Raw genomic sequence first — 21,206 nt, forward strand, 5'->3', positions numbered from 1 at the left:
GCTCGATTGTCCTGTCAGTGGAACGAACTATCGCATTAATGTCGGCTAATCGGCTATTGGTTTCATCGGTAGGATTCTCCTCATTCGATCGCCTGGTAGCGATCCTCATTGGAGAGCACGCACATGAAACTTCTGCACATCGATTCGAGCATCCTCGGCGACAACTCCGCTTCCCGCCAATTGAGCCGCGAAGTGGTCGAGGCCTGGAAAGCTGCCGACCCTGATGTGGTCGTGACCTACCGCGACCTGGCCGCCGACGCCATCAGTCACTTCTCTGCCCAGACCCTGGTCGCTGCCGGTACCAGTGCCGAGCTGCGCGACGCTGCCTTGCAGCATGAGGCGAACCTCAGCGCCGCGACAATGGATGAGTTCCTGGCGGCGGATGCGGTGGTCCTGGCCGCACCGATGTACAATTTCACCATTCCGACCCAGCTCAAGGCCTGGATTGACCGCATCGCGGTGGCCGGCAAGACATTCACCTACTCCGAAGCCGGCCCGCAAGGCTTGTGCGGCGGCAAGAAGCTGGTGATCGTGTCCACGGCCGGTGGCTTGCACGCCGGCCAGCCGAGTGGCGTGGGTCATGAACAGTACCTCACGCATATGTTCGGGTTCCTTGGCATTACCGACATCGAGATCGTCCGCGCCGAGGGCCTGGCTTACGGTGATGACATGCGTACCAAGGCCCTGTCCAACGCCAAGGCACAGATCGGCGCGCAGTTCGCCGCTGCGTGAGGCTTGGGTAAAAAATCCTGCCCCTGCGGGCAACCTTCGTAAAACTCTGTATTCTGATCCTTCGAGGAGGGTCGGGTGCAGGGTTTTCGTGTTTCCGGCGTCATGCTTGGCGCGAGACATGCACGCCAGAGTGGCGAGCGACAGGGCGTTCCTGTTCGCTGGTGAAGGTGGAAGAGTCAATGAGACGTCTTGGTGCAGGATTACTGCTTGGTTTGCTCGGTAGCCTGGTGACGGTGCAGGCTGCACCGGCGTTGCATCCCCATTGGAGTGCCGGCTTCCATGAGCTGAGCTTTCTCGATCCGCTGGACCATCAGCCGATGCGTGCCATTGCTTTCTATCCGTCCACCGCCAGGGAGCAAACCAGCCAGTTGGGGGGCTACCAGATCGACGCCGCCCCGGACGCCCAGATCGCCATCGGCCGCTTTCCGATGCTGATGCTGTCCCACGGCAACACCGGTACGCCTTTGGCCCTGCATGACCTGGCGACGTCCCTGGCGCGCAAGGGGTTCGTGGTGGTGGCGGTGATCCATCCAGGCGACAACGTCCAGGATCACAGCAGGCTGGGCACCTTGAGCAATCTATACGGTCGGCCCATCCAGATTTCCGAAGCCATCACCGCAACGCTGAACGATCCGATCTTGTCACCGTTCGTCAATGCCGGACAGGTGGGCGTCATCGGGTATTCGGCCGGTGGCGAGACTGCACTGATCCTTTCCGGGGCCACGCCGGACCTCAATCGTCTACGGCGGTATTGCCAGGAACGGCCGGACGACCATGACGCCTGCAATACCCAGGGCGAACTGATTGCCGACCGCGACGACCTGCAACCGGTGGCCGATCCCAGGGTCCGGGCTTTATTGCTGATGGCGCCGTTGAGTCTCAAGTTCGGTCGCCATACGCTGGCCGATGTCCATGTGCCGGTGTTGTTGTACAGCGGCGATGGCGACAAGCTGGTGGCTTTCGACAAGAACGCCGCTGCCCTGGCCCGCAAGCTGCCCACCGCGCCGGACTTCAAAACGTTGGCCGGGGCAGGGCACTTCGTGTTCCTGGCGCCGTGCACCGACGAGCAGATTGCTGCAATGCCCGCACTTTGCACCGATGCCGATGGGGTCGACCGCAAGGACATTCATCGCACCATGATTTCCGAAGCGGGCCGTTTTTTCAGCGAGGCCCTGGGTAAGCCGACCCGCGCCGGCATGCGGACAGCGGATCAGTAAGCGTTTTTTCCGGCGCGCTGACGCAGCAGCAAGGTCAAGCCCAAACCCAGGATCGACAGCAGCGCTGCGCTGAAGAAAATCCAGGCATAACCCAGGTTCAACGCCACCGCGCCCATCAAGGGGCCCGCAATTGCCAGGGCGAGGTCGAAAAATACTGCATACGCGCTCAGCCCGGCACCTCGACTGGTATTCGGCACTTGCTTGATGGCCTCCACGCCCAACGCTGGATAGACCAATGACAACCCGAAACCCGCCAGCCCCGCGCCGACCAGGGCGAACGCCGTGGAAGGCGCCAGCCACAGCAGCACCAACCCCAGGGTTTCGATGCTCATGCAAGCGATGGCCGAGTTGAAGCCACCGAAACGACCGATGCTGGAAATGAACAACAATCGCGACAGGATGAAGCAGACGCCGAAGACCGTCAGGCACCAGGCCGCGCCGGTCCAGCCGCGACTCAGGTAGAACAAGGTAATGAAGGTCGTGAGAGTGCCATAGCCGATCGACGCCAGGCACAGGCTCGTCCCGTAGGGCGCGATACGACCGAACACCGCCCGGAACGGCAGGCGTTCGCCACGCACCACCGGCACGGACGGCTTGTTGCGAATCAGCAGCAACGCAACCCCCGCCAGTAGCGACAAGGCGATGCCCAGGCTGGCGAAGCCCAGATCACCCACCATGATCACACCCAGCGGCGCGCCAATGGCGATGGCCCCATAAGAGGCGATGCCGTTCCAGGAGATCGAGCGGGCCGTGTGCTCGACACCGACCTGGCCCATGCACCAACTGATGGTGCCCACGCCAATCAAGCCTTGGGCCACGCCCAGCAACAAACGGCCGGCAATCAGGATGATCAGGCTCATCAGAGGCAGGCTTTGCAGCAAGGTCGAGATCAACGTCAGCACACCACTGAGCAAAATCCCCGACAGACCATAAATGATCGCCCGTTTGGTCCCTATGCTGTCCGACAGCCGCCCGGCCATGGGCCGGCTGAGCAGCGTCGCCAAGTATTGTGAGCCAATGGTCAACCCGGCCACCACCGCACTGAAGCCCAACTGCTCGTGGACATAGCCCGGCAGCACCGCAATCGGCAGGCCGATGCAGAGGAAAGCGATGAAGGTGTAGAACACGATGGAGATGATTTGCAGAGTGATCGACAGGGAGCTGGGGGCGGCTTGAGGCTTTGACATGGGGCTCGTTCGCGGGCAGCGGGGGAGAGAGCTCCATCATGGCGCGAGGTGGCAATAAAAGAAAGCAGGCTAACTAAACGTGCGGCTAGACACTGAAGACACATCAATTACCTGTGGGGAGCTGCGGTGAGTATGGATTCCGGGCGTACTCCGAACCAGAGTGGGAGCGGGCTTGCTCGCGAAGACGGCGGCACGTCCAACACTGACCCTGACTCTGAAACACCGCTTTCGCGAGCAAACCCGCTCCCACAAGTACTTGTGTACTTGAGATGTAAAAAGCCCTGTCACATTGGACAGGGCTTTTCATTACAGCGCTGAATCGTCTTAGAACATCACACCCTGACTACGCAGGTAGTCATCATAGGTGCCACTGAAGTCCACCACGCCGTCCGCGCTCAGTTCGATGATGCGGGTCGCCAGGGACGACACGAATTCCCGGTCGTGGCTGACGAAAATCAGCGTGCCCGGATAGTTCTCCAGCGCCAGGTTCAGCGCTTCGATGGATTCCATGTCCAGGTGGTTGGTCGGTTCGTCCATCACCAGCACGTTCGGCTTCTGCAGGATCAGCTTGCCGAACAGCATGCGGCCTTGTTCACCGCCGGAGATCACCTTGACGGATTTGAGGATCTCGTCGTTGGAAAACAGCATGCGGCCCAGGGTGCCGCGGATCATCTGTTCGCCTTGGGTCCATTGGCCCATCCACTCGAACAGGCTGACATCGTCTTCGAAGTCATGGGCATGGTCCTGGGCGTAGTAGCCCAATTCCGCGCTTTCGGTCCATTTCACCGAGCCGCTGTCCGGCACCAGTTCGCCCATCAGGGTGCGCAGCAGGGTGGTCTTGCCGATACCGTTGGGGCCGATGATCGCTACACGCTCGCCGGCTTCGACGGTGAAGCTGAAGTTCTTGAACAGGGTCTTACCGTCGAAGCCCTTGGACATGCGTTCGACGGTGACTGCCTGGCGATGCAGCTTCTTGGTCTGCTCGAAACGGATGAACGGGCTCACGCGACTCGACGGCTTGACCTCGGCCAACTGGATCTTGTCAATCTGCTTGGCGCGGGAAGTGGCCTGCTTGGCTTTCGAGGCGTTGGCCGAGAAGCGGCTGACGAAGGTCTGCAGTTCGGCGATCTGGGCTTTCTTCTTGGCGTTGTCCGACAGCAACTGCTCGCGGGACTGGGTCGCCGCGATCATGTACTCGTCGTAGTTGCCCGGGAACAGGCGCAGTTCACCGTAGTCCAGGTCGGCCATGTGGGTGCAGACGCTGTTCAGGAAGTGCCGGTCGTGGGAAATGATGATCATGGTGCTGTTACGCGCCGTGAGGATGTTTTCCAGCCAGCGGATGGTGTTGATGTCCAGGTGGTTGGTCGGTTCGTCGAGCAACAGCACTTCCGGATCGGAGAACAGGGCCTGGGCGAGCAACACTCGCAATTTCCAGCCTGGCGCCACCTCGGTCATCGGACCGAAATGCTGGGCCAGCGGAATGCCCAGGCCCAGCAACAGCTCACCGGCACGGGATTCGGCGGTATAGCCGTCCATTTCGGCGAACTCGGTTTCCAGCTCGGCCACGGCCATGCCGTCTTCCTCGGTCATTTCCGGCAGCGAGTAGATGCGATCGCGCTCGGCCTTGACCTTCCACAACTCCTCGTGGCCCATGATCACGGTATCGATCACGCTGAATTGCTCGTAGGCGAACTGGTCCTGGCGCAGCTTGCCCAGGCGCACGTTCGGCTCGAGCATCACCTGGCCGCCGGACGGCTCGAGATCGCCGCCGAGGATTTTCATGAAGGTCGACTTGCCGCAACCGTTGGCGCCGATCAAGCCGTAGCGGTTGCCCGCGCCGAACTTGACAGAAACGTTTTCGAACAACGGCTTGGCGCCGAACTGCATGGTGATGTTAGCTGTAGAAATCAAGGGGTTATCCGGAATCGGCGAAAAAGGGGCGCATGATTGGGGCGGCGATTGTACTGATCTGGCCGCGTTAACGATAGGGTGTTGCCTGGGCATGACAGTTTTTCACAATTGAGGGTAACTTTCAGTTACAAACTGTGGCTAAAATGCCATCTCTGTTGATGCCACCCTTTTTGCCCCTTGGCTGGCCAAGGAACGTCCTCCGGTTCCTGATCGGCAAGGAGCAGTCCCTTCACTCCAGTTGTGTGACGAATCGCGTGAAACTCATCATTGCTGCGATCTACATTCTTTCCATTGGCTATGTGCACCTGCGCGGACGCGTACGGCACAAGCTCGGGCGCCAGTTGAGCGACCACTCGTCCTTTCTTGCCCCCATCAACTGCCTGCTTTATCTGTGTTCGAAATTGCCCAACAAGCCTTTCCTGAGCCCGGCGCAGTTCCCGGACCTGAGCCCGTTGCAGGCACATTGGGAGGAAATCCGCGCCGAAGGCCTGAGCCTGCTGCAAGCCGGCGAGATCAAACGTTCCAATCAATACGACGATGTGGGTTTCAACTCGTTCTTCAAGACGGGCTGGAAGCGGTTCTATCTGAAGTGGTACGGCGACAGCCATCCCTCGGCCATGAAGCTGTGTCCCCGCACCACCGAGCTGGTGCAGGGCATCGGATCGATCAAGGCCGCAATGTTCGCCGAGTTGCCGCCGGGCTCGAAGCTGGTGCGTCATCGCGATCCTTATGCCGGCTCCTATCGATATCACTTGGGCCTGGAAACCCCTAACGACAGCGGTTGTTACATCAATGTCGATGGCGAGCAGTACCATTGGCGCGATGGCGAGGCGGTGATGTTTGACGAGACGTTCATTCATTACGCCGAAAACACGACGTCGGACAATCGCATCATCCTGTTTTGCGACGTGGAACGACCGTTGAAATACCGCTGGGCCACTGCCTTCAATCGCTGGTTCAGTCGCACCGTGATGGCCGCCGCCGGCGCGCCGAACGATGCCGGCGACAAGACCGGCGGGCTGAACCGGGCATTTTCCAGACTCTACAGTATCCGTCTTCAAGGCAAGGCGCTGAAGAAACGCAACCGCACCTTGTATTACCTGCAAAAGTGGGCGTTCTTCGGCGGGCTGTTGGCGATCTTCGTCTGGATCTGAACCGTTCCCGCTGTGCCGCTACGTTTCAATCCCGGGTTTCTCTGCTTCCAGTTGTTCCCACATCCTGGCCGTGATCCGTTGGCGATGGTTGTAACCTGACCACGGATCGGCGCCCAGACCCCTGGCCCGCTCGAGTGCCGTATGGATGTCCCACTGCTGTGCGTTGCGCAGCCCATCGAGTTCGGCCCGGGCGATGGGCACTGACACGGGCAGGCCCGGTCGGGCGCGCACCGAATAGGCCGCGACCGTGCTGGCGCCCCGGGCGTTACGCAGGTAGTCGATGAATATTTTTCCGACGCGGTTTTTTGGCCCCATGGTCGCCGTGACCCGTTGTGGCATCTGCCGGGTCATGAACTGGGAAATGGCTTTGGCGAATGCCTTGGTGGTGTCCCAGCCCTCACTCCGTGCCAATGGCACGATGATGTGCATGCCTTTGCCGCCGCTGGTCTTGAGGAACCCTTGCAGCCCCAGTTCATCGAGCAGCGAGAGTGTCATGCGGGTCACGTCGAGCATGGCGCTCCAAGGCAGCGACGGATCGGGGTCCAGGTCGAGGACGAACAGATCGGGTGTTTCGATCCGGTCGTGGGTCGCGGTCCAGGTATGCAGTTCCACCGTACCCATCTGCGCCGCGCTGATCAGCGCCTGGGCGCTGTCGATTTCCATCAGGGCTGCATGACCCGGATCCAGTTGCGGATCCAGTTGCCTGATATGGGGGATTTCCAGGCGGTCGGCGTGTTTCTGGAAGAACTGCTCTTCGCCGATGCCGTCCGGCGCTCGCAGCAAGGCAACGGGCCGCAGCTTCAGATGGGGCAGGATCCATGGCGCAATGTCGGCGTAGTATTGCGCCAATTCTACTTTCTCGACCCCACTGACACTGTCGATGACTCGCTCGGGATGGGTGATTTTCACGCCGCTGACTTCCACCGAGCGCTTTCTGCCGCCGCGTTTGGATTCAGGTGCCGTGGCCTTTATCGGCAGGGCTTGCTCGCGAACGACTTTGCTGGCCGGTGTATCGGTCAACAGGTCGAGGAAAGCCGCCTGGCGCACCAGGCCGCCGCGGGTCCATTCGGCGAACTCGACTTCGCACACCAGGGTCGGCTCGACCCACTGTACGCCGCGACCCTGGCTGGCATTGAGTGGTTTTCCCAGGGGGGAGGCGTCACGCTCATGGCGCTGGAGTTGTTCATGTAACTGCTTGAGCTGCGATCGGGTGAGCCCTGTGCCTACCCGGCCGGCATACACCAGCCCGGCCGGTCCGTTGACTGCCAGTAGCAGCGCACCGAAACCGCTGCGCGTGCCTTTCGGGCGGGTGAAACCGACAATGACGAAGGCTTGGCGCAACCGGCACTTGAGCTTGATCCAATCGGTGCTGCGCCGGGATACATAAGGACTGCCCAGGCGTTTGCCGATCACGCGGTCCAGCGAAAGGGCGGCGGCGCTCTCGAAAATCTCATCCTGGCTGGCGGAAAACGCTTCGGAGAACCGCAGGCGCTTGCTTGCGTTGTTCGCCAGGGCTTTTTTCAGCGCCGCACGCCGCTCTTCCACCGCGAGCATTCGCAGGTCCTTGCCGTTGAGAAACGGAGCGTCGAACAGGAAGTACACCATGTCCACGGTGCGACCGATTTCAAAGGCTTGCCGCAGGGCGGCAAGATCGGATTGACCGGTGTCGTCCAGCAGCACCAGGTCACCGTCCAGCCAGCTATCCCCCAGATTCAGAGCAGCCAGGGCATCGGCGTGTAATTGGAGGCGTTCGGTCCAATCCTGATGATTGCGATTGAACAGTCGGACTTCGCCGCCCCTGATGCGGGCCAACAGTCGATAGCCATCGAACTTGACCTCATAACGCCATTCGCCAGGCGGTGGTTCCTCCACGGGCGTGGCCAGTTGCGGGGACAGGCGTTCAGGTAAGCGAGCGGGTACTGCGATCCGGTCCAGTCTATTGTCGGGTCGAGCCATTGTTTCGTCCGGTTCGGTATCGGGCAATCGGGCGTGTTCATTTTCGGCCATGACCATGACAGTTTCCCTTGCAGTGCTGGCGCCGGGGGACTAGCCCCGGGAAGCCTTGGTGGCTTTTTTGGCAGGCGCGGATTTACGAGGCTTGGCGGGTTTCTCGGCGTTTTTTCCGCCGGGCTTGTCGGCCGCCTTGCCTTTGCTGCCCAGGCTGCGCTTGAGCAGTTCGGTGAGGTCGATGACATCGGCGGTCTTGCGTTGCTCTTCGCCCGGGTCGGTTTCCACGGCTTCGAGGCGGCCCTCGTTGGCCTTTTTCTCCACCAGTTCCATGATCTTGTCCTCGAAACTGTCCCGGTATTGCTGGGGATCCCAATCGCCACTCATGTCCTCGACCAGGCGCTTGGCCATTTCCAGCTCACCCTTGGCCAGGGTCGGGTGAGTCACCTCATCGCCCAACTCCAGGATGTCGAGGTCGCGCACTTCGGCCGGCCAGCGCAGCATCACCAGCACCAGGGCCGACTCCAACGGCATCAGCGCCGCCAGGTGTTGGCGGGTATGCAGTACGACATGGGCCAGGGCTACCTTGTTGGTCTTTATCAAGGTCTCGCGCAGCAGCGCATAGACCTTGCCGCCGCGTTTGTCGGGGGCCAGGAAGTAAGGTGTATCGATGTTTTGCAGCGGGATCGCTTCGCTGTCTACGAAGGAAAAAATGTCGATGGTCTGGGTGGACTTGGGGTGGGCGGAGCGGATTTCCTCTTCGCTGAGCAGCACGTATTGGCCTTTTTGGTACTCGACACCCTTGACGATGTCTTCCTTGGTCACTTCCTTGCCGGTGACCTTGTTGACCCGCTTGTAGCCCACCGGGTCCATGCTGCGCTTATCCAGCCAATCGAAATCCACCCCCTGGGAGGACGTCGCCGACACCAGCGCCACGGGAATGTGGACCAGTCCGAAACTGATTGCGCCTTTCCAGATTGCCCGTGCCATGGTGGGGTTTTCCTTACCGATGAAGAGTCTCTCTGGTGACCTTTGCGCCTTGGCAAAAGTTTCCGTGGAAAACGCTGCCGGCGGGTAGCGCTGGCTGGTCCGGAGATGCCTCGTAACATTTGCGTCCGACAATTTGCCTAACATTTACTTAACAACCGCGAACCTGCGGCGTAGCGTGCTTTCGATATATCGGAGCGATTTCGTGACGCAGGAGGTACCCGATGCACAGGCTGATGCTCGCCATCTTCACGCTATTGCTGGCCAGCGCCGTCCACGCCGCCGCGCCAGATCCTGGGGCTGTGGTCGTTGCCCAGAACCTGCCAGGCAACAACAACCCCTACAGCAATCCGATACGCCGGGCGAACCCCAACAGCATGCAGGGCACCCAGCCCAACGTACCGACGATTCGCAACAACCCGACAGTCCCCGTGCCCCGGCCGCCCACCCTGGAAAACGGTGGTATCGGCAACGGTTATCCTCGCTCGGGGCCTGCGCCGGGTTCGCCCAGGCCGACCATTGAATCCAATACGCCTCCCAGGGGCCCGAACGACAATCGGTAGACCACAGAAGGAAATGTGCATGTTGCGTAAAACATACCTGACGGCGCTCGGCGCCAGCGCTGTCCTGACACTTGCCATGCCGGCCTTTGCCGCCCCGACCCAGTTATTCAAAAGCGAAGAGGGCACCGTGGAGGTGACCACCGTGGCCAAGGGGCTGGAGCACCCCTGGTCGGTGGCGTTCTTGCCGGGGCAGCGTGGCATGCTGGTGACCGAGCGGCCGGGCAACCTCCGCCTGATCAGCCCCGACGGGCAGGTGTCGACACCGTTGGGCGGCGTACCGGAGGTCTGGGCCAATGGCCAGGGCGGTTTGCTGGACGTGGTGCTGTCGCCGGATTTCAACCAGGATCGTACGGTGTATCTGTCCTATGCCGAGGGTGGCGAGGACGGCAAGGCCGGCACTGCGGTAGGGCGGGGGCAATTGTCCGAGGACCTGAAGCGCCTGGAGAATTTCGACGTGATTTTCCGCCAGCAGCCCAAGCTGTCCACGGGCAACCACTTCGGCTCGCGATTGGTATTTGACCGTGATGGCTACCTGTTCATCACCCTGGGAGAAAACAACGACCGCCCGACGGCCCAGGACCTGGACAAGCTGCAGGGCAAGGTGGTGCGTCTCTACCCTGACGGCAAGGTGCCGGACGATAACCCCTTCGTCGGTCAGAAAGACGTCCGGCCGGAGATTTGGGCCTACGGTATTCGCAATCCCCAGGGCGCTGCACTCAATCCCTGGAATGGTACGTTGTGGGAGAACGAACACGGCCCCAGGGGCGGTGATGAACTGAACATCATCGAGCGCGGCCAGAACTATGGCTGGCCGCTGGCGACCCATGGCATCAACTACTCTGGTGCGCCGATTCCCGAAGCTCAGGGCAAGACTGTCGAAGGAACACGTGGCCCCCACCATGTCTGGCAGGTTTCACCGGGGCTCAGTGGCATGGCGTTCTACGACAACGATCGTTTCACTCCCTGGCAGCGCAACGCGTTCATCGGGGCACTGGTTTCGAAGAACCTGATCCGCCTGGAATTCGAGGGCGACAAGGTCGTTCACGAGGAGCGTTTGCTGGGCGAACTCAAGGAGCGAATCCGCGATGTCCGCCAGGGGCCGGATGGCTACCTGTATGTGCTGACGGACGAAGACGAGGGAGCGCTCTATAAAGTGGGGCTCAAGTGACCAGGGTTTGTAGGAAAAGTCACCGGAAAGGTGACCTGTCATCGCTTTTTTCATGCCAGCCGACGGATGCCCGTTTCCATAGTGGCAATTAGGGCTACTCTAGTTTGCGACGCATCAGCGTTGTTGCAGTTTGCAAGAGAAACGCGCCGCTTCCTTGCATTTTGCCCGAGGAAGCCTACGCGTTGACACGCCAAGTGATTGATTTATATCAAGCAGAAACGTGGCAATTGCAGGCATATTTTTTGCGGGATGATCCAAGAGTTCACTTGAAGAACTTATTGATTGAAACGCTAAAAACGAACGGCACGACATTTCGTAGTCCCAGATCCGCAGGGAAGGAACGGAGAAGAAGTATCGTCGCCGTAAAAAATAAGTTGGACGCCTCAACAGGAGAGAGTCGCCATGTTTTTATCTGCCCTCGAAATGCGAAGCATCATTGAAAGCAGCTTGTTGCCCAAGCGCTCGCAATGCACCTTGTCACCGGACCTGTCGATGACCATCAAGGTCTTCGACGACCATGAAACGGACCGTGTGGCTTTGCTCAAGACCGATATCGATGCCAACAAGCTCACCAGCTGCCGGGCAATCAACGACCTTATCGCCGAATTACGCACCGAACTCCAGCATAATCACGGAGCCGGTAATTACTTCCATCAGCAGCACCGGATGACCGGACGTTAAGCCACGCCGGTCAGTGACGTTGACGTTGGGCTGGGCTCATGCCCAGACCCAGCGTCCCGTTTCCTCATTTTATCCCTCAGACGAGCTGCTGGCGGTACGGCAGGTCCGGTCCTGTCTTGCTGCATGTAAGAGCCGCCGCACGCATCGCAAAGTCGAGCATCGCGCTGATCTGGTCCCGGGTCAGGGCGTGAAGGCCTTCGGCCGAATCCATTTCGTTCTCGCCCAGCCAGGTCAACAGTGCTGCCTGGAAGGTGTCGCCTGCGCCTACGGTGTCGGCAACCTCGACCGCGAGGGCGGGCATCGACCAGCTGCCATGGCCTTGACTGAACACCGTAGCGCCCTGGCCGCCACGGGTCAGGAACACCAGTTGGCAACGATGCTGGAGCCAGCTTCTGATCACGCTTTGTGGGTCCTGCCCGGGGTAGAGCAGGCTGAGGTCTTCGTCGCTGACCTTGATCAGATCGGCATATTGCACCAGCGTCGCGATCCGGGCGCGCCATAGCTCGATGTCTGGCTGTGGGTTCAGTCGCACGTTCGGGTCGAGGCTGATCAGGCGCTTGCCGCTTTCACGTTGCGCCAGCGCCAGCAATGTATCGGCAATGGGTTGCACCACCAGGGAGAACGAGCCGAAATGCAGGCCGCATACCTCTGGCCCCAATGAGGGCAGATGTTCCAGGCTCAATTGCCGATCCGCGCAGCCTTCGCCACGAAAACTGTAATGGGGTGAGCCGTTGGCACCGACGGCAACCATCGCGAGCGTCGTCGGTGCATCGAAGTCCACCAGGTATGTCGTGCTGACACCTTCGTTGAGCAGAACCTGATGCAGGCGCCGACCGAGATAGTCGGTGGACAATCCACCGAACAAGGCCGACTCCATCCCCAGTCGTCGCAGCCCTACCGCCACATTGAACGGCGAGCCGCCGGCAATGGCCTTGAAACTGACCTGCGAAACCGGGCCGCCAGCCTCGTCTTCACTGAAGACATCAAACAGCGCTTCACCACACACCAGATACATAATGACTTGCTCTCAAAGGGTTGCGACGTGTTGTCGGTAACGTTCGTAGGCCTGCTGGGACGCTACGACATGCTCGGCGACCGGCCGCGTCTCGCTGGTCGGGTCGAGTTTGACGCAGCGCTGGCACAGTTCGCTCAGGCTTTGCTGTGATCCTGAATGACACCAGGCTGCCTGAATGGCCGCGCCGAGCGCAGCGGCTTCGCTCTGCTCGGTGCAGATGACCGTGGTATCCATGATGTCGGCGACGATCTGTCGCCACACCGGGCTCTTCGAGCCGCCGCCGATCAGGCGGATGCTCCGGGCTTCGAGCCCGTTGGCGCGCAGCAGGTCCAGTCCGTAGCGCAGGCCGAAGGTGGTGCCTTCGACCACCGCGCGGCACAAGTTGGCCCGGTTCAGGTTGGTGGTCGTCAAGCCCAACAGGCTGGCGGTGGCATGGGGCAGGGCAGGCACGCGTTCGCCGTTGAGAAACGGAAGCATGCACACGCCATCGGCGCCAATCGGAGCCTGGGTGACCAGGGCGTTGAACGCGTCGATGTCCAGTTCCAGCAGCTCGCGCACCGCGCCGGTGGCGTTGGTCAGGTTCATGGTGCAGATCAGCGGCAGCCAGCCGCCGCTGGAGGAACAGAAAGTGGCTACCGAGGCCTGCGGGCTGACCACCGGCTCCTGGGCGTAGGCGTAGACCGTGCCGGAAGAGCCGAGGCTCATCGTGATCACGCCGGGCTGAATGTTGCCGGTGCCAATGGCGCCCATCATGTTATCCCCGCCACCGCTGGCGACCACGGCATCGGGATTGATGCCCAGGCGTGCGGCAATGGCCGGCAGGATCCGCCCGACGGGTTTGTGGGCGTCAATGAGCTCCGGTAACGCCGATTGCAGTCGGCCGCTGGGGTCGATGTGGTGCAACAACTCAAGGTCCCATCGGCGGGTACGCACGTTGAAATAGCCGGTGCCGGAGGCGTCGCCGTATTCACTGCAATGACGGCCGGTGAGCCAGTGATTCAGGAAGTCATGGGGCAACAGGATGCTGGCGATGCGGGCGAACACCTGGGGATGGACGTCACGGGTCCACAGCAGCTTGGACACGGTATAGCCGGGGGCGATGACCACGCCGAGGCGCTCCAGGGAGCCGCTTTCGCCGCCCAGGTGTGCCAGGAGACGGTCGTTCTCAGGCGTAGTTTCGGTGTCGCACCACAACTTGGCCGGACGCAGGACCTGATCCTGGTCATCGAGCAGTACCAGACCGTGCTGCTGCCCGGAAACACCGATGCCGAGAACGGCCTGACCGTCCACGCCGGCGGCGGCCAGTGCCTGATGAGTCGCCTGGATGAACGCATCGATCCATTGCTCGGTGTCCTGCTCGCGACAGCCATTGGGACCGCTGATCATCGTGTGGGGCGCGGCACCCTGGCCCAGGACCTGGCCGGTAACTGCATCAAGGATCAGGGCCTTGGTGCCTTGGGTGCCGCAATCGATGCCCAGGAACAGCTGTTGGTTTGCCATACAAATCCTCAGGTGATGGGTCTCGGTACGCAATGACCAGTCGAATAAGGCCCTGTGGCGAGGGCGCGAGCGCCCTCGCCACAAAAAGGCAGTCTAGCCCGCATCAGCCAACACCCGCTCGAGCGTGCGTGTGACCCCATGCTCGCGCAAGCTGTTGCAGCACCATTCGAACGCCGCCACAAACTCCGCCGAACGGGGAATGGCCGTGCCGAAGATTTCCTCCACTTCCAGCATCCGCTGGGTAACCAGCGCATCGTCGGCCACCAGCGCCTGGCAGAACGCGGCGCGCGGGTCGGGAATCGAATAGCTCACGCCATTTTCGTCCTCGCCCTTGAGGTACACCGCCCAGGCCGCCACCACCAGCGCCGCGCGCCGGGCATGGCCACCGTCGGCAATCAAGCGGTTGATGGTGGGCACGGTGAATTTGGGGAATTTCGAAGAGCCGTCCGAGCATACGCGTTCCAACTGGTCGGCGATGGCCTGGTTGGAGAACCGTTCGATCAGCGTGTTCTTGTAGTCGCTCAGGTCGATGCCCGGCACCGGTGCCAGTTGCGGTGTCACGTCCAGGTCCATGTAGGCTCGGATGTAACGCACGAACAGCGGGTCGTTCATGGTTTCGTGGACGAAACGATAGCCTTTGAGGAACCCGAGGTAAGTCAGGGCGAGATGGCTGCCGTTAAGCAGCTTGATCTTCATTTCCTCGTAAGGCGTCACGTCGTCGGTGAACTGCACGCCGACCTTTTCCCAGGCCGGGCGGCCATTGACGAATTTGTCTTCCAGCACCCATTGCACGAACGGCTCGCAGACCACTGGCCAGGCGTCGTCGATCCCGTGTTCATCGTGCAACTGCAGACGATGGGCCACGCTGGTCATGGGCGTGATGCGGTCGACCATGGCATTGGGGAAACTGACGTTGCGGTCGATCCACAGCCCCAGGTCGGCGTCGCGCAACGCGGCGAAGGCGAGCAAGGCCTTGCGGGTCACCGCGCCGTTATGGGGCAGGTTGTCGCAGGACATCAGGGTGAACGCCGGGATGCCATTGGCCCGGCGCTTGGCCAGGGCGGCACAGAGGAAACCGAACACGGTCTTCGGATCGTCCGGGTGGTTCAGGTCGTGTTGGATCTGCGGCAGGTGGGCCATGAACTCGCCGTTGCTGTCATCGATGCAATAGCCACCCTCGGTGATGGTCAGCGAGACGATGCGGATCTGCGGGTCGGCCAGTTTGTCGATCAGTGCCCGGGCACCGTCTTCGGCCAGCAGCATGTCGCTGATGGCGCCAATGACCCGGACTTCGGTGTCATCGGTATCGCCCAGCTCAAACAGGGTGAACAGGTAGTTCTGCCCGGCCAGATCATCCCGGGCCCGGCGGTCTTCGGCCCGCAGGCCCACGCCGCAGATGGCCCAGTCCAGGCCTTCGCCGGTGTTCATCAGCGCATCGGTGTAGTACGCCTGGTGAGCCCGATGGAAACCGCCGACGCCGATGTGGGCGATGCCCTGGCGGATATCGTTCAGCGGATAGGCGGGCAGGGCAACCTGTGGATCGAGGTTGTGCAGGTTTTGTCGGTTGAGTTTCATCACACGTCTCGGTAATCAGGCGGCGGCGCGCAGCGCACGGGTGAGCGCTACGCCATCGGCATCGAATAAATGGCAGTGTTCGGCATCCAGGTGCAGGTTCAGTTGCTCGCCGAAACGGCTCGCCAGGTCACCGCGAACCCGCATGGTCAAGGCTTCGCCGGAGGCGGTGGTGACGTGGCAGAAAGTGTCACTGCCCAGCCGCTCGCTGACGTCGGCGGTCACTTGCAAGGTGCATTCGCCCGGTTGTGCCAGGTTCAGGTGTTCCGGACGGATCCCCAGGGTCACCGCGGCGCCGACGTTCAGGCTGGCACTGTTGACCGGCAGTTGGATGCGAGTGCCTGCGTCCAGCAGCACCTCGCAGCCCTGGGCACTGACGACCGTGACCTTGCCCTTGAGAAAGCCCATCTTCGGTGTGCCGAGAAAACCCGCGACAAACAGGTTCGCCGGTTGGTGGTAGAGCTCAAGGGGTGAACCGACCTGCTCGATGCGCCCGCCGTTGAGCACCACCACCTTGTCGGCCAGGGTCATGGCTTCGACCTGATCGTGGGTCACGTAGATCATGGTCGCCTGCAATTCCTTGTGCAGCCGCGCCAGCTCCAGGCGCATCTGCACCCGCAGCGCGGCGTCGAGGTTGGACAGCGGTTCGTCGAACAGGAAGATTTTCGGGTTGCGCACGATGGCACGACCAATCGCCACCCGCTGACGCTGACCACCGGACAACTGCTTGGGCTTGCGTTCGAGCATCGGTCCCAGTTCGAGGATGCGCGCCGCTTCGTTGACCTTCTTCTCGACCTCGGCCTTGGGCACGCCGGCCAGGTCGAGGGCAAAGGACATGTTCTTGCGCACGCTCATGTGCGGGTAGAGGGCGTAGGTCTGGAACACCATCGCCAGGTCGCGCTTGGCGGGGCTGACTTCAGTGATGTCCCGGCCGTCCAGTTCGATAGTGCCGTCGCTGACTTCCTCCAGGCCCGCGATCAGCCGCAGCAGCGTGGATTTACCGCAGCCCGACGGACCGACGAACACCACGAACTCGCGGTCGTTCACTTCCAGGTCGATGCCCTTGATGATGGAAAAACCTTCGAAACCTTTTTGCAGATTCTTGATCTTGAGGTTGGCCATGGGGTGGGCCTCCACTTTTTGTTAATTGGGTAGGGCGCGTTATTTCACGGCGCCGAAGGACAAGCCGCGGACCAGTTGTTTCTGGCTGATCCAGCCGAAGATCAGAATCGGCGCGCAAGCCAGGGTCGAAACGGCGGACAATTTGGCCCAGAACAGCCCTTCGGGGCTGGAGTAGGACGCGATCAGGGCAGTCAGCGGCGCGGCTTTGGACGAGGTCAGGTTCAGTGACCAGAAGGCCTCGTTCCAGCACAGGATCAGCGATAGCAGCACGGTGGACGCCAGGCCGCCCTTGGCAATCGGCAGCAGCACCCGGACCATTTCCTGCCACAGCGTGGCGCCATCCAGGCGTGCGGCCTCGAGAATGTCGCGAGGAATGTCCTTGAAGTAGGTGTAAATCATCCAGACCACGATGGGCAGGTTGATCAGCGTATAGATGATGATCAGCGCGATACGGGTATCCAGCAGGCCAAAGTTCTTGGCCAGCAGATAGATCGGCATCAGCACGCCCACCGGCGGCAACATCTTGGTGGAGAGCATCCACAGCAGAGTGCCTTTGGTGCGTTGGGTTTCGTAGAATGCCATGGAGTAAGCCGCCGGCACTGCGATCAGCAGGCACAGGGCGGTGGCGCTGAAGGAAACCACCACCGAGTTCCAGGCGAAGCTGAAGTAGTCGCTGCGCTCGTTGATGTGCAGGTAGTTCTCCAGCGTCGGCATGAAGATGAACTGCGGCGGTGTGGCGAACGCGTCGATTTCGGTCTTGAAGCTGGTCAGCACCATCCAGAAGATCGGGAAGAAGATCAGGAACGCGATGGCCCAGGCCAGCGTGCCCAACAGCAGGCTTTGCAGCCGACGGGATTGTTGAAGTGTCATGGCGGCGGCCTCAGTGCTTGTCGGTGAGGTTTTTGCCGATCATCCGGACGAGGATGATGGCGGCGATGTTGGCAATGACCACGGCAATCAGGCCTCCGGCCGATGCCATGCCGACGTCGAACTGCACCAGTGCCTGGTTGTAGATCAGGTAAGCCAGGTTGGTAGAGGCGTAGCCGGGGCCTCCGTTGGTGGTGGTGAAAATCTCGGCGAACACCGACAGCAGGAAAATGGTCTCGATCATCAGCACCACGGCAATTGGCCGAGCCAGGTGCGGCAGGGTCAGGTGCCAGAAAATCGCGATCGGACCGGCACCGTCCAGGCGCGCAGCTTCCTTCTGTTCCTGGTCGAGGGACTGCATGGCGGTCATCAGGATCAGGATCGCGAAGGGCAACCATTGCCAGCTCACAATGATGATGATCGACAGCAGTGGATAATGGGCCAGCCAGTCCACCGGCTGGGCGCCGAACAGTTTCCACACCGAGGCGAGAATCCCCGAGACCGGGTGGAAGATCAGGTTTTTCCAGATCAGAGCCCCGACGGTGGGCATGATGAAAAACGGCGAGATCAGCAGTACCCGCACGATGCCGCGCCCGAAAAACTCGCTGGCCTCCAGCAACGCGCTGATCAACACCCCGAACACCACACTGATCAACAGAACACTGCCCACCAGCAACAGGGTATTGGTGGCGCCGGGCATGAAGCCCGAATCGGTCAGGAAATAAGCGAAGTTTTCCAGCCCGACAAATTCATTCTCGCCGGGGTAGAGCAGGTTGTAGCGGATCATCGAGAAATAGACGGTCATGCCCAGTGGCACGATCATCCATAGCAGCAATAGGGCCACCGAAGGGCTGACCAGGAACCAGCCGGGATTGGCCACGCGGATCTTGCGAGCCGGTGGTGGGGCTATCTCGATGGGCGCTTTGGCGGTTGTCGTTGAAGTATTCATGGCGTTGAACCGTTTTGTGCGGGCCTGTGAAATCCGCTTGCGAAAATCTTCTCTTGAAAAGATCCCCTGTGGGAGCGAGCCTGCTCGCGATGCGGTCGACACATCCAACATTGATGTCGGCCGGGTAACCGCTATCGCGAGCAGGCTCGCTCCCACAAAAAGCAGAAAGCGGAGAGCGGGAGCCTCGGGTTACTTGGGATACCCGGCGCGCTTCATCTCGCGTTCGGTGGTGGACTGCGCGGCGGTCAGCGCCTGGTCCACGGTCTGTTGGCCGGTCAGTGCGCCCGAAAAGAGCTTGCCCACTTGGGTGCCGATGGCCTGGAACTCCGGAATGGTCACCAACTGAATGCCGATGTACGGCACAGGCTTGAGGGTCGGAGCCTTCGGGTCGGCGACTTTCAGCGATTCCAGCGTCACCTTGGCAAACGGCGCGGCCTTCATGTACTCCTCGCTGTAGGTCGAGGTCCGAGTGCCAGGTGGTACGTTGGCGATGCCGTCGGTCTTGGCGACCAATTGACTGTATTCCTTGGATGTCGCCCAGCTGGTAAAGACTTTGGCCGCGTCCTTGGCTTTGGAGCTGGCAGGGATCGCCAGCGACCAGGAGTACATCCACGAGGTGCCCTTGTCGGTTTTCTCGTGTGGGGCAAAGGTGAACCCGACGTGATCGGCCACCTTGCTTTGCGTCTTGTCGGTCACGAATGAGCCGGCGACGCTGGCGTCGACCCAGATGGCGCATTTGCCGCTGTTGAACAGTGCCAGGTTTTCGTTGAAACCGTTGCTGGAGGCGCCGGGTGGGCCGGATTTTTTCATGTTGTCGACGTAAAAGCTCAGAGCGTCTTTCCACTCGGGGCCGTTGAATTGCGGCTGCCACTTCTCATCGAACCAGCGAGCGCCATAGCCGTTGGCGAGGGTGGTGATGAGCGCCATGTTCTCGCCCCAACCGGCCTTGCCCCGCAGGCACAGGCCATACTGTTCCTTGGATTTGTCGGTGAGTTTTTCCGCGAACTCACCGATCTGCGTCCAGGTCGGGCGTTCGGGCATGGTCAGCCCGGCGTTCTTGAACAGGTCGGTACGGTAGTAGGTGATCGAACTCTCGGCATAGAACGGCAGGGCGTACAGCGAGCCCTTCACGGACAAGCCGTCACGCACGGAGGGAAAGACGTCGTCCAAGTCATAGGAGGCAGGCAGATCCTTCATCGGCTCCAGCCAACCCTTGGCGCCCCAGAGTGCAGCTTCGTACATGCCAATGGTCAACACGTCGAACTGCCCGCCCTGGGTGGCGATGTCGGTAGTCAGGCGTTGGCGCAGGACGTTTTCTTCGAGTACCACCCAGTTCAGCTTTATGTCCGGATGCTCGGCCTCGAAGGTTTTCGAGAGCTTCTGCATGCGAATCATGTCGCTGTTGTTGACGGTGGCAATGGTAAGAGTCTGCGCGCCGAAACTGACGCTGCTGAGGGTCATGCAGGTGGAAGCAAGCAGAGCTTTTAACGAAGGTTTCATCGCGCACTCCTTTTCCGAGCCAGGCAGGCTGCGGAAGGACAGTTATTGTTTTTGTCTTCCGGATGAAAGGAAGAATGTGCGCTGATTACAGCCTTCAATCGACGGCGTGACAAATCATCCGTAGCACTTGCTCTGATACTTTTTTGCACTGAGTGAGGCCCTCATTGATGAGGGAACTGAGCGCTCAGCCCTGGTTCTGCTCCGTTAGCCGCTGCACCGCCAGCCGTCGGTAGTGGGAAGGGGTCATGCCCTTGAGTTGCTGGAATCGGCGATTGAAGTTGGAAATATTGTTGAAACCCGACTCGAAGCACACGTCGGTGACCGGTTTGTCGCCATCGGCCAACAGCTCGCAGGATTTGCTGATGCGCAGTCGATTGACGAATTCGACGAAACAGCGGCCGGTGGCCTGCTTGAAGACGCGGCTGAAGTAAGTGGGTTTCATACCCAGGTGCTCGGCGACTTCTTCCAGAGGCAACTCGCGGGCGTAATGGGCGAAGATGTAGTCCACGGCGCGGTTGGTGCGGTCGACGCTGTGCTCATCGGCCATCTGTGAGGAGGTGGCACCGGAGAGCAACTGATAGTCATCCGTGGTGGCCAGCAGCTCCATCAGGATGAAAAAGTAACCCAGGCGGCTCATGCCTTGGGAGTCGGCAATTCGCTGCATCAGGATCGTGGCCTGGCGGATGGTGCGCTTGCAACGAAACTCGATGCCATAGCGGGCGCGTTCCAGCAGCGGGACGATGGTCTTGAGTTCGGCAAACACTTGATGGCCGCTGTCGAACAACTCATCGGTGAAGTTCACCAGCATATCGCGCTTGGGCACCACTTCGTTCTCGGCCACCTGGCTGATCCAGTTGTGGGGCACGTTGGGGCCAGTGAGGAACAGCGTCTGCGGGTAGAAGTTGCCGATGTAATCGCCGATGAATACCTTGCCGGAACTGGCGACGATCAGGTGTAGCTCGTATTCCTTATGGAAATGCCAGCGCACCAGCGGGCAAGGAAAGCCGTGCTGGCGATAAATGATGGACTGTCCGTTATGGTCATCCATCAACTCATAGGAGGGATCGTTGACTCTCGCTGTTCGGGTCATGAGGCTGCGCTTTTATTGTTATTGCCGCTGGATGATGCTCCCTT

Annotated in this window: 18 protein-coding genes; 6 read left to right on the forward strand and 12 right to left on the reverse strand. The window is 60.6% G+C overall.

Features of this window, described 5'->3' with window-relative positions:
- The first annotated feature begins 123 nt into the window (after positions 1-123).
- Together AD666_RS10890 and AD666_RS10895 are read left to right on the forward strand one after the other, a co-directional pair.
- Positions 124-732: an FMN-dependent NADH-azoreductase gene (locus tag AD666_RS10890; RefSeq protein WP_053151536.1), complete on the forward strand. Its 609-nt coding sequence runs from the start codon at positions 124-126 to the stop codon at positions 730-732.
- Positions 733-911: 179 nt separating this feature from the next.
- Complete coding sequence (locus tag AD666_RS10895; protein ID WP_053151539.1) at positions 912-1,949, forward strand: dienelactone hydrolase; 1,038 nt, start codon at positions 912-914, stop codon at positions 1,947-1,949.
- Here the strand turns inward: AD666_RS10895 and AD666_RS10900 are convergent.
- A complete protein-coding gene (locus tag AD666_RS10900) occupies positions 1,943-3,136 on the reverse strand; it encodes an MFS transporter (RefSeq protein ID WP_053151541.1) in 1,194 nt (397 codons plus the stop codon). The two genes, AD666_RS10895 and AD666_RS10900, sit on opposite strands and share 7 nt — an antisense overlap.
- Before the next feature lie 324 nt (positions 3,137-3,460).
- Positions 3,461-5,047, reverse strand: coding sequence for an ABC-F family ATPase (locus tag AD666_RS10905; RefSeq protein WP_053151545.1), 1,587 nt, complete (start codon positions 5,045-5,047; stop codon positions 3,461-3,463).
- Positions 5,048-5,301: 254 nt separating this feature from the next.
- Here AD666_RS10905 and lpxO point away from each other — a divergent pair, with 254 nt between their 5' ends.
- Positions 5,302-6,201, forward strand: coding sequence for a lipid A hydroxylase LpxO (lpxO, locus tag AD666_RS10910; RefSeq protein WP_053151546.1), 900 nt, complete (start codon positions 5,302-5,304; stop codon positions 6,199-6,201).
- Positions 6,202-6,219: 18 nt separating this feature from the next.
- On the opposite strand, the gene ligD is transcribed toward lpxO, so the two are convergent.
- Together ligD and AD666_RS10920 are read right to left on the reverse strand one after the other, a co-directional pair.
- Positions 6,220-8,214 carry a DNA ligase D gene (ligD, locus tag AD666_RS10915; protein WP_053151549.1) on the reverse strand — a complete coding sequence of 665 codons (1,995 nt, stop codon included), beginning with the start codon at positions 8,212-8,214 and terminating at the stop codon, positions 6,220-6,222.
- 33 nt (positions 8,215-8,247) lie between these two features.
- Positions 8,248-9,138 carry a Ku protein gene (locus tag AD666_RS10920; RefSeq protein WP_053151552.1) on the reverse strand — a complete coding sequence of 297 codons (891 nt, stop codon included), beginning with the start codon at positions 9,136-9,138 and terminating at the stop codon, positions 8,248-8,250.
- 221 nt (positions 9,139-9,359) lie between these two features.
- Between AD666_RS10920 and AD666_RS10925 the strand changes: the two genes are divergently transcribed.
- The 3 genes from AD666_RS10925 to AD666_RS10935 all read left to right on the forward strand — a co-directional run bounded on the left by AD666_RS10925 (position 9,360) and on the right by AD666_RS10935 (position 11,547).
- Positions 9,360-9,698 (forward strand): hypothetical protein, encoded by a 339-nt coding sequence (locus tag AD666_RS10925; RefSeq protein ID WP_053151555.1) that lies wholly within the window; start codon positions 9,360-9,362, stop codon positions 9,696-9,698.
- Positions 9,699-9,717: 19 nt separating this feature from the next.
- Complete coding sequence (locus AD666_RS10930) at positions 9,718-10,866, forward strand: PQQ-dependent sugar dehydrogenase (protein WP_053151559.1); 1,149 nt, start codon at positions 9,718-9,720, stop codon at positions 10,864-10,866.
- Between the two features lie 402 nt (positions 10,867-11,268).
- Positions 11,269-11,547: a DUF1652 domain-containing protein gene (locus AD666_RS10935; RefSeq protein ID WP_053151562.1), complete on the forward strand. Its 279-nt coding sequence runs from the start codon at positions 11,269-11,271 to the stop codon at positions 11,545-11,547.
- Between the two features lie 76 nt (positions 11,548-11,623).
- Here the strand turns inward: AD666_RS10935 and AD666_RS10940 are convergent, their stop codons facing one another.
- From AD666_RS10940 to AD666_RS10975, 8 genes are all read right to left on the reverse strand, one after another.
- The gene (locus AD666_RS10940) at positions 11,624-12,562 is read right to left on the reverse strand and encodes a carbohydrate kinase (protein WP_053151565.1); all 939 of its coding nucleotides are present in this window, start codon (positions 12,560-12,562) and stop codon (positions 11,624-11,626) included.
- 12 nt (positions 12,563-12,574) lie between these two features.
- A complete protein-coding gene (xylB, locus tag AD666_RS10945) occupies positions 12,575-14,062 on the reverse strand; it encodes a xylulokinase (protein ID WP_053151567.1) in 1,488 nt (495 codons plus the stop codon).
- Between the two features lie 93 nt (positions 14,063-14,155).
- Positions 14,156-15,637, reverse strand: coding sequence for a mannitol dehydrogenase family protein (locus AD666_RS10950; RefSeq protein WP_053151570.1), 1,482 nt, complete (start codon positions 15,635-15,637; stop codon positions 14,156-14,158).
- A gap of 15 nt (positions 15,638-15,652) precedes the next feature.
- Positions 15,653-16,756 (reverse strand): ABC transporter ATP-binding protein, encoded by a 1,104-nt coding sequence (locus AD666_RS10955; protein WP_053151573.1) that lies wholly within the window; start codon positions 16,754-16,756, stop codon positions 15,653-15,655.
- A gap of 39 nt (positions 16,757-16,795) precedes the next feature.
- A complete protein-coding gene (locus AD666_RS10960) occupies positions 16,796-17,626 on the reverse strand; it encodes a carbohydrate ABC transporter permease (RefSeq protein ID WP_053151575.1) in 831 nt (276 codons plus the stop codon).
- A 10-nt stretch (positions 17,627-17,636) separates the two neighbouring features.
- Entirely contained in the window at positions 17,637-18,572 is a 936-nt protein-coding gene (locus tag AD666_RS10965; RefSeq protein ID WP_053151578.1) for a carbohydrate ABC transporter permease, read from the reverse strand.
- Between the two features lie 189 nt (positions 18,573-18,761).
- A complete protein-coding gene (locus tag AD666_RS10970; protein WP_053151581.1) occupies positions 18,762-20,072 on the reverse strand; it encodes a sugar ABC transporter substrate-binding protein in 1,311 nt (436 codons plus the stop codon).
- A gap of 184 nt (positions 20,073-20,256) precedes the next feature.
- A complete protein-coding gene (locus tag AD666_RS10975; RefSeq protein ID WP_053151584.1) occupies positions 20,257-21,162 on the reverse strand; it encodes an AraC family transcriptional regulator in 906 nt (301 codons plus the stop codon).
- Positions 21,163-21,206 lie beyond the last annotated feature (44 nt).

Origin of the sequence: Pseudomonas sp. Pf153 (assembly GCF_001269775.1) — a bacterium.
GTDB classification, from domain to species: domain Bacteria; phylum Pseudomonadota; class Gammaproteobacteria; order Pseudomonadales; family Pseudomonadaceae; genus Aquipseudomonas; species Aquipseudomonas uvaldensis.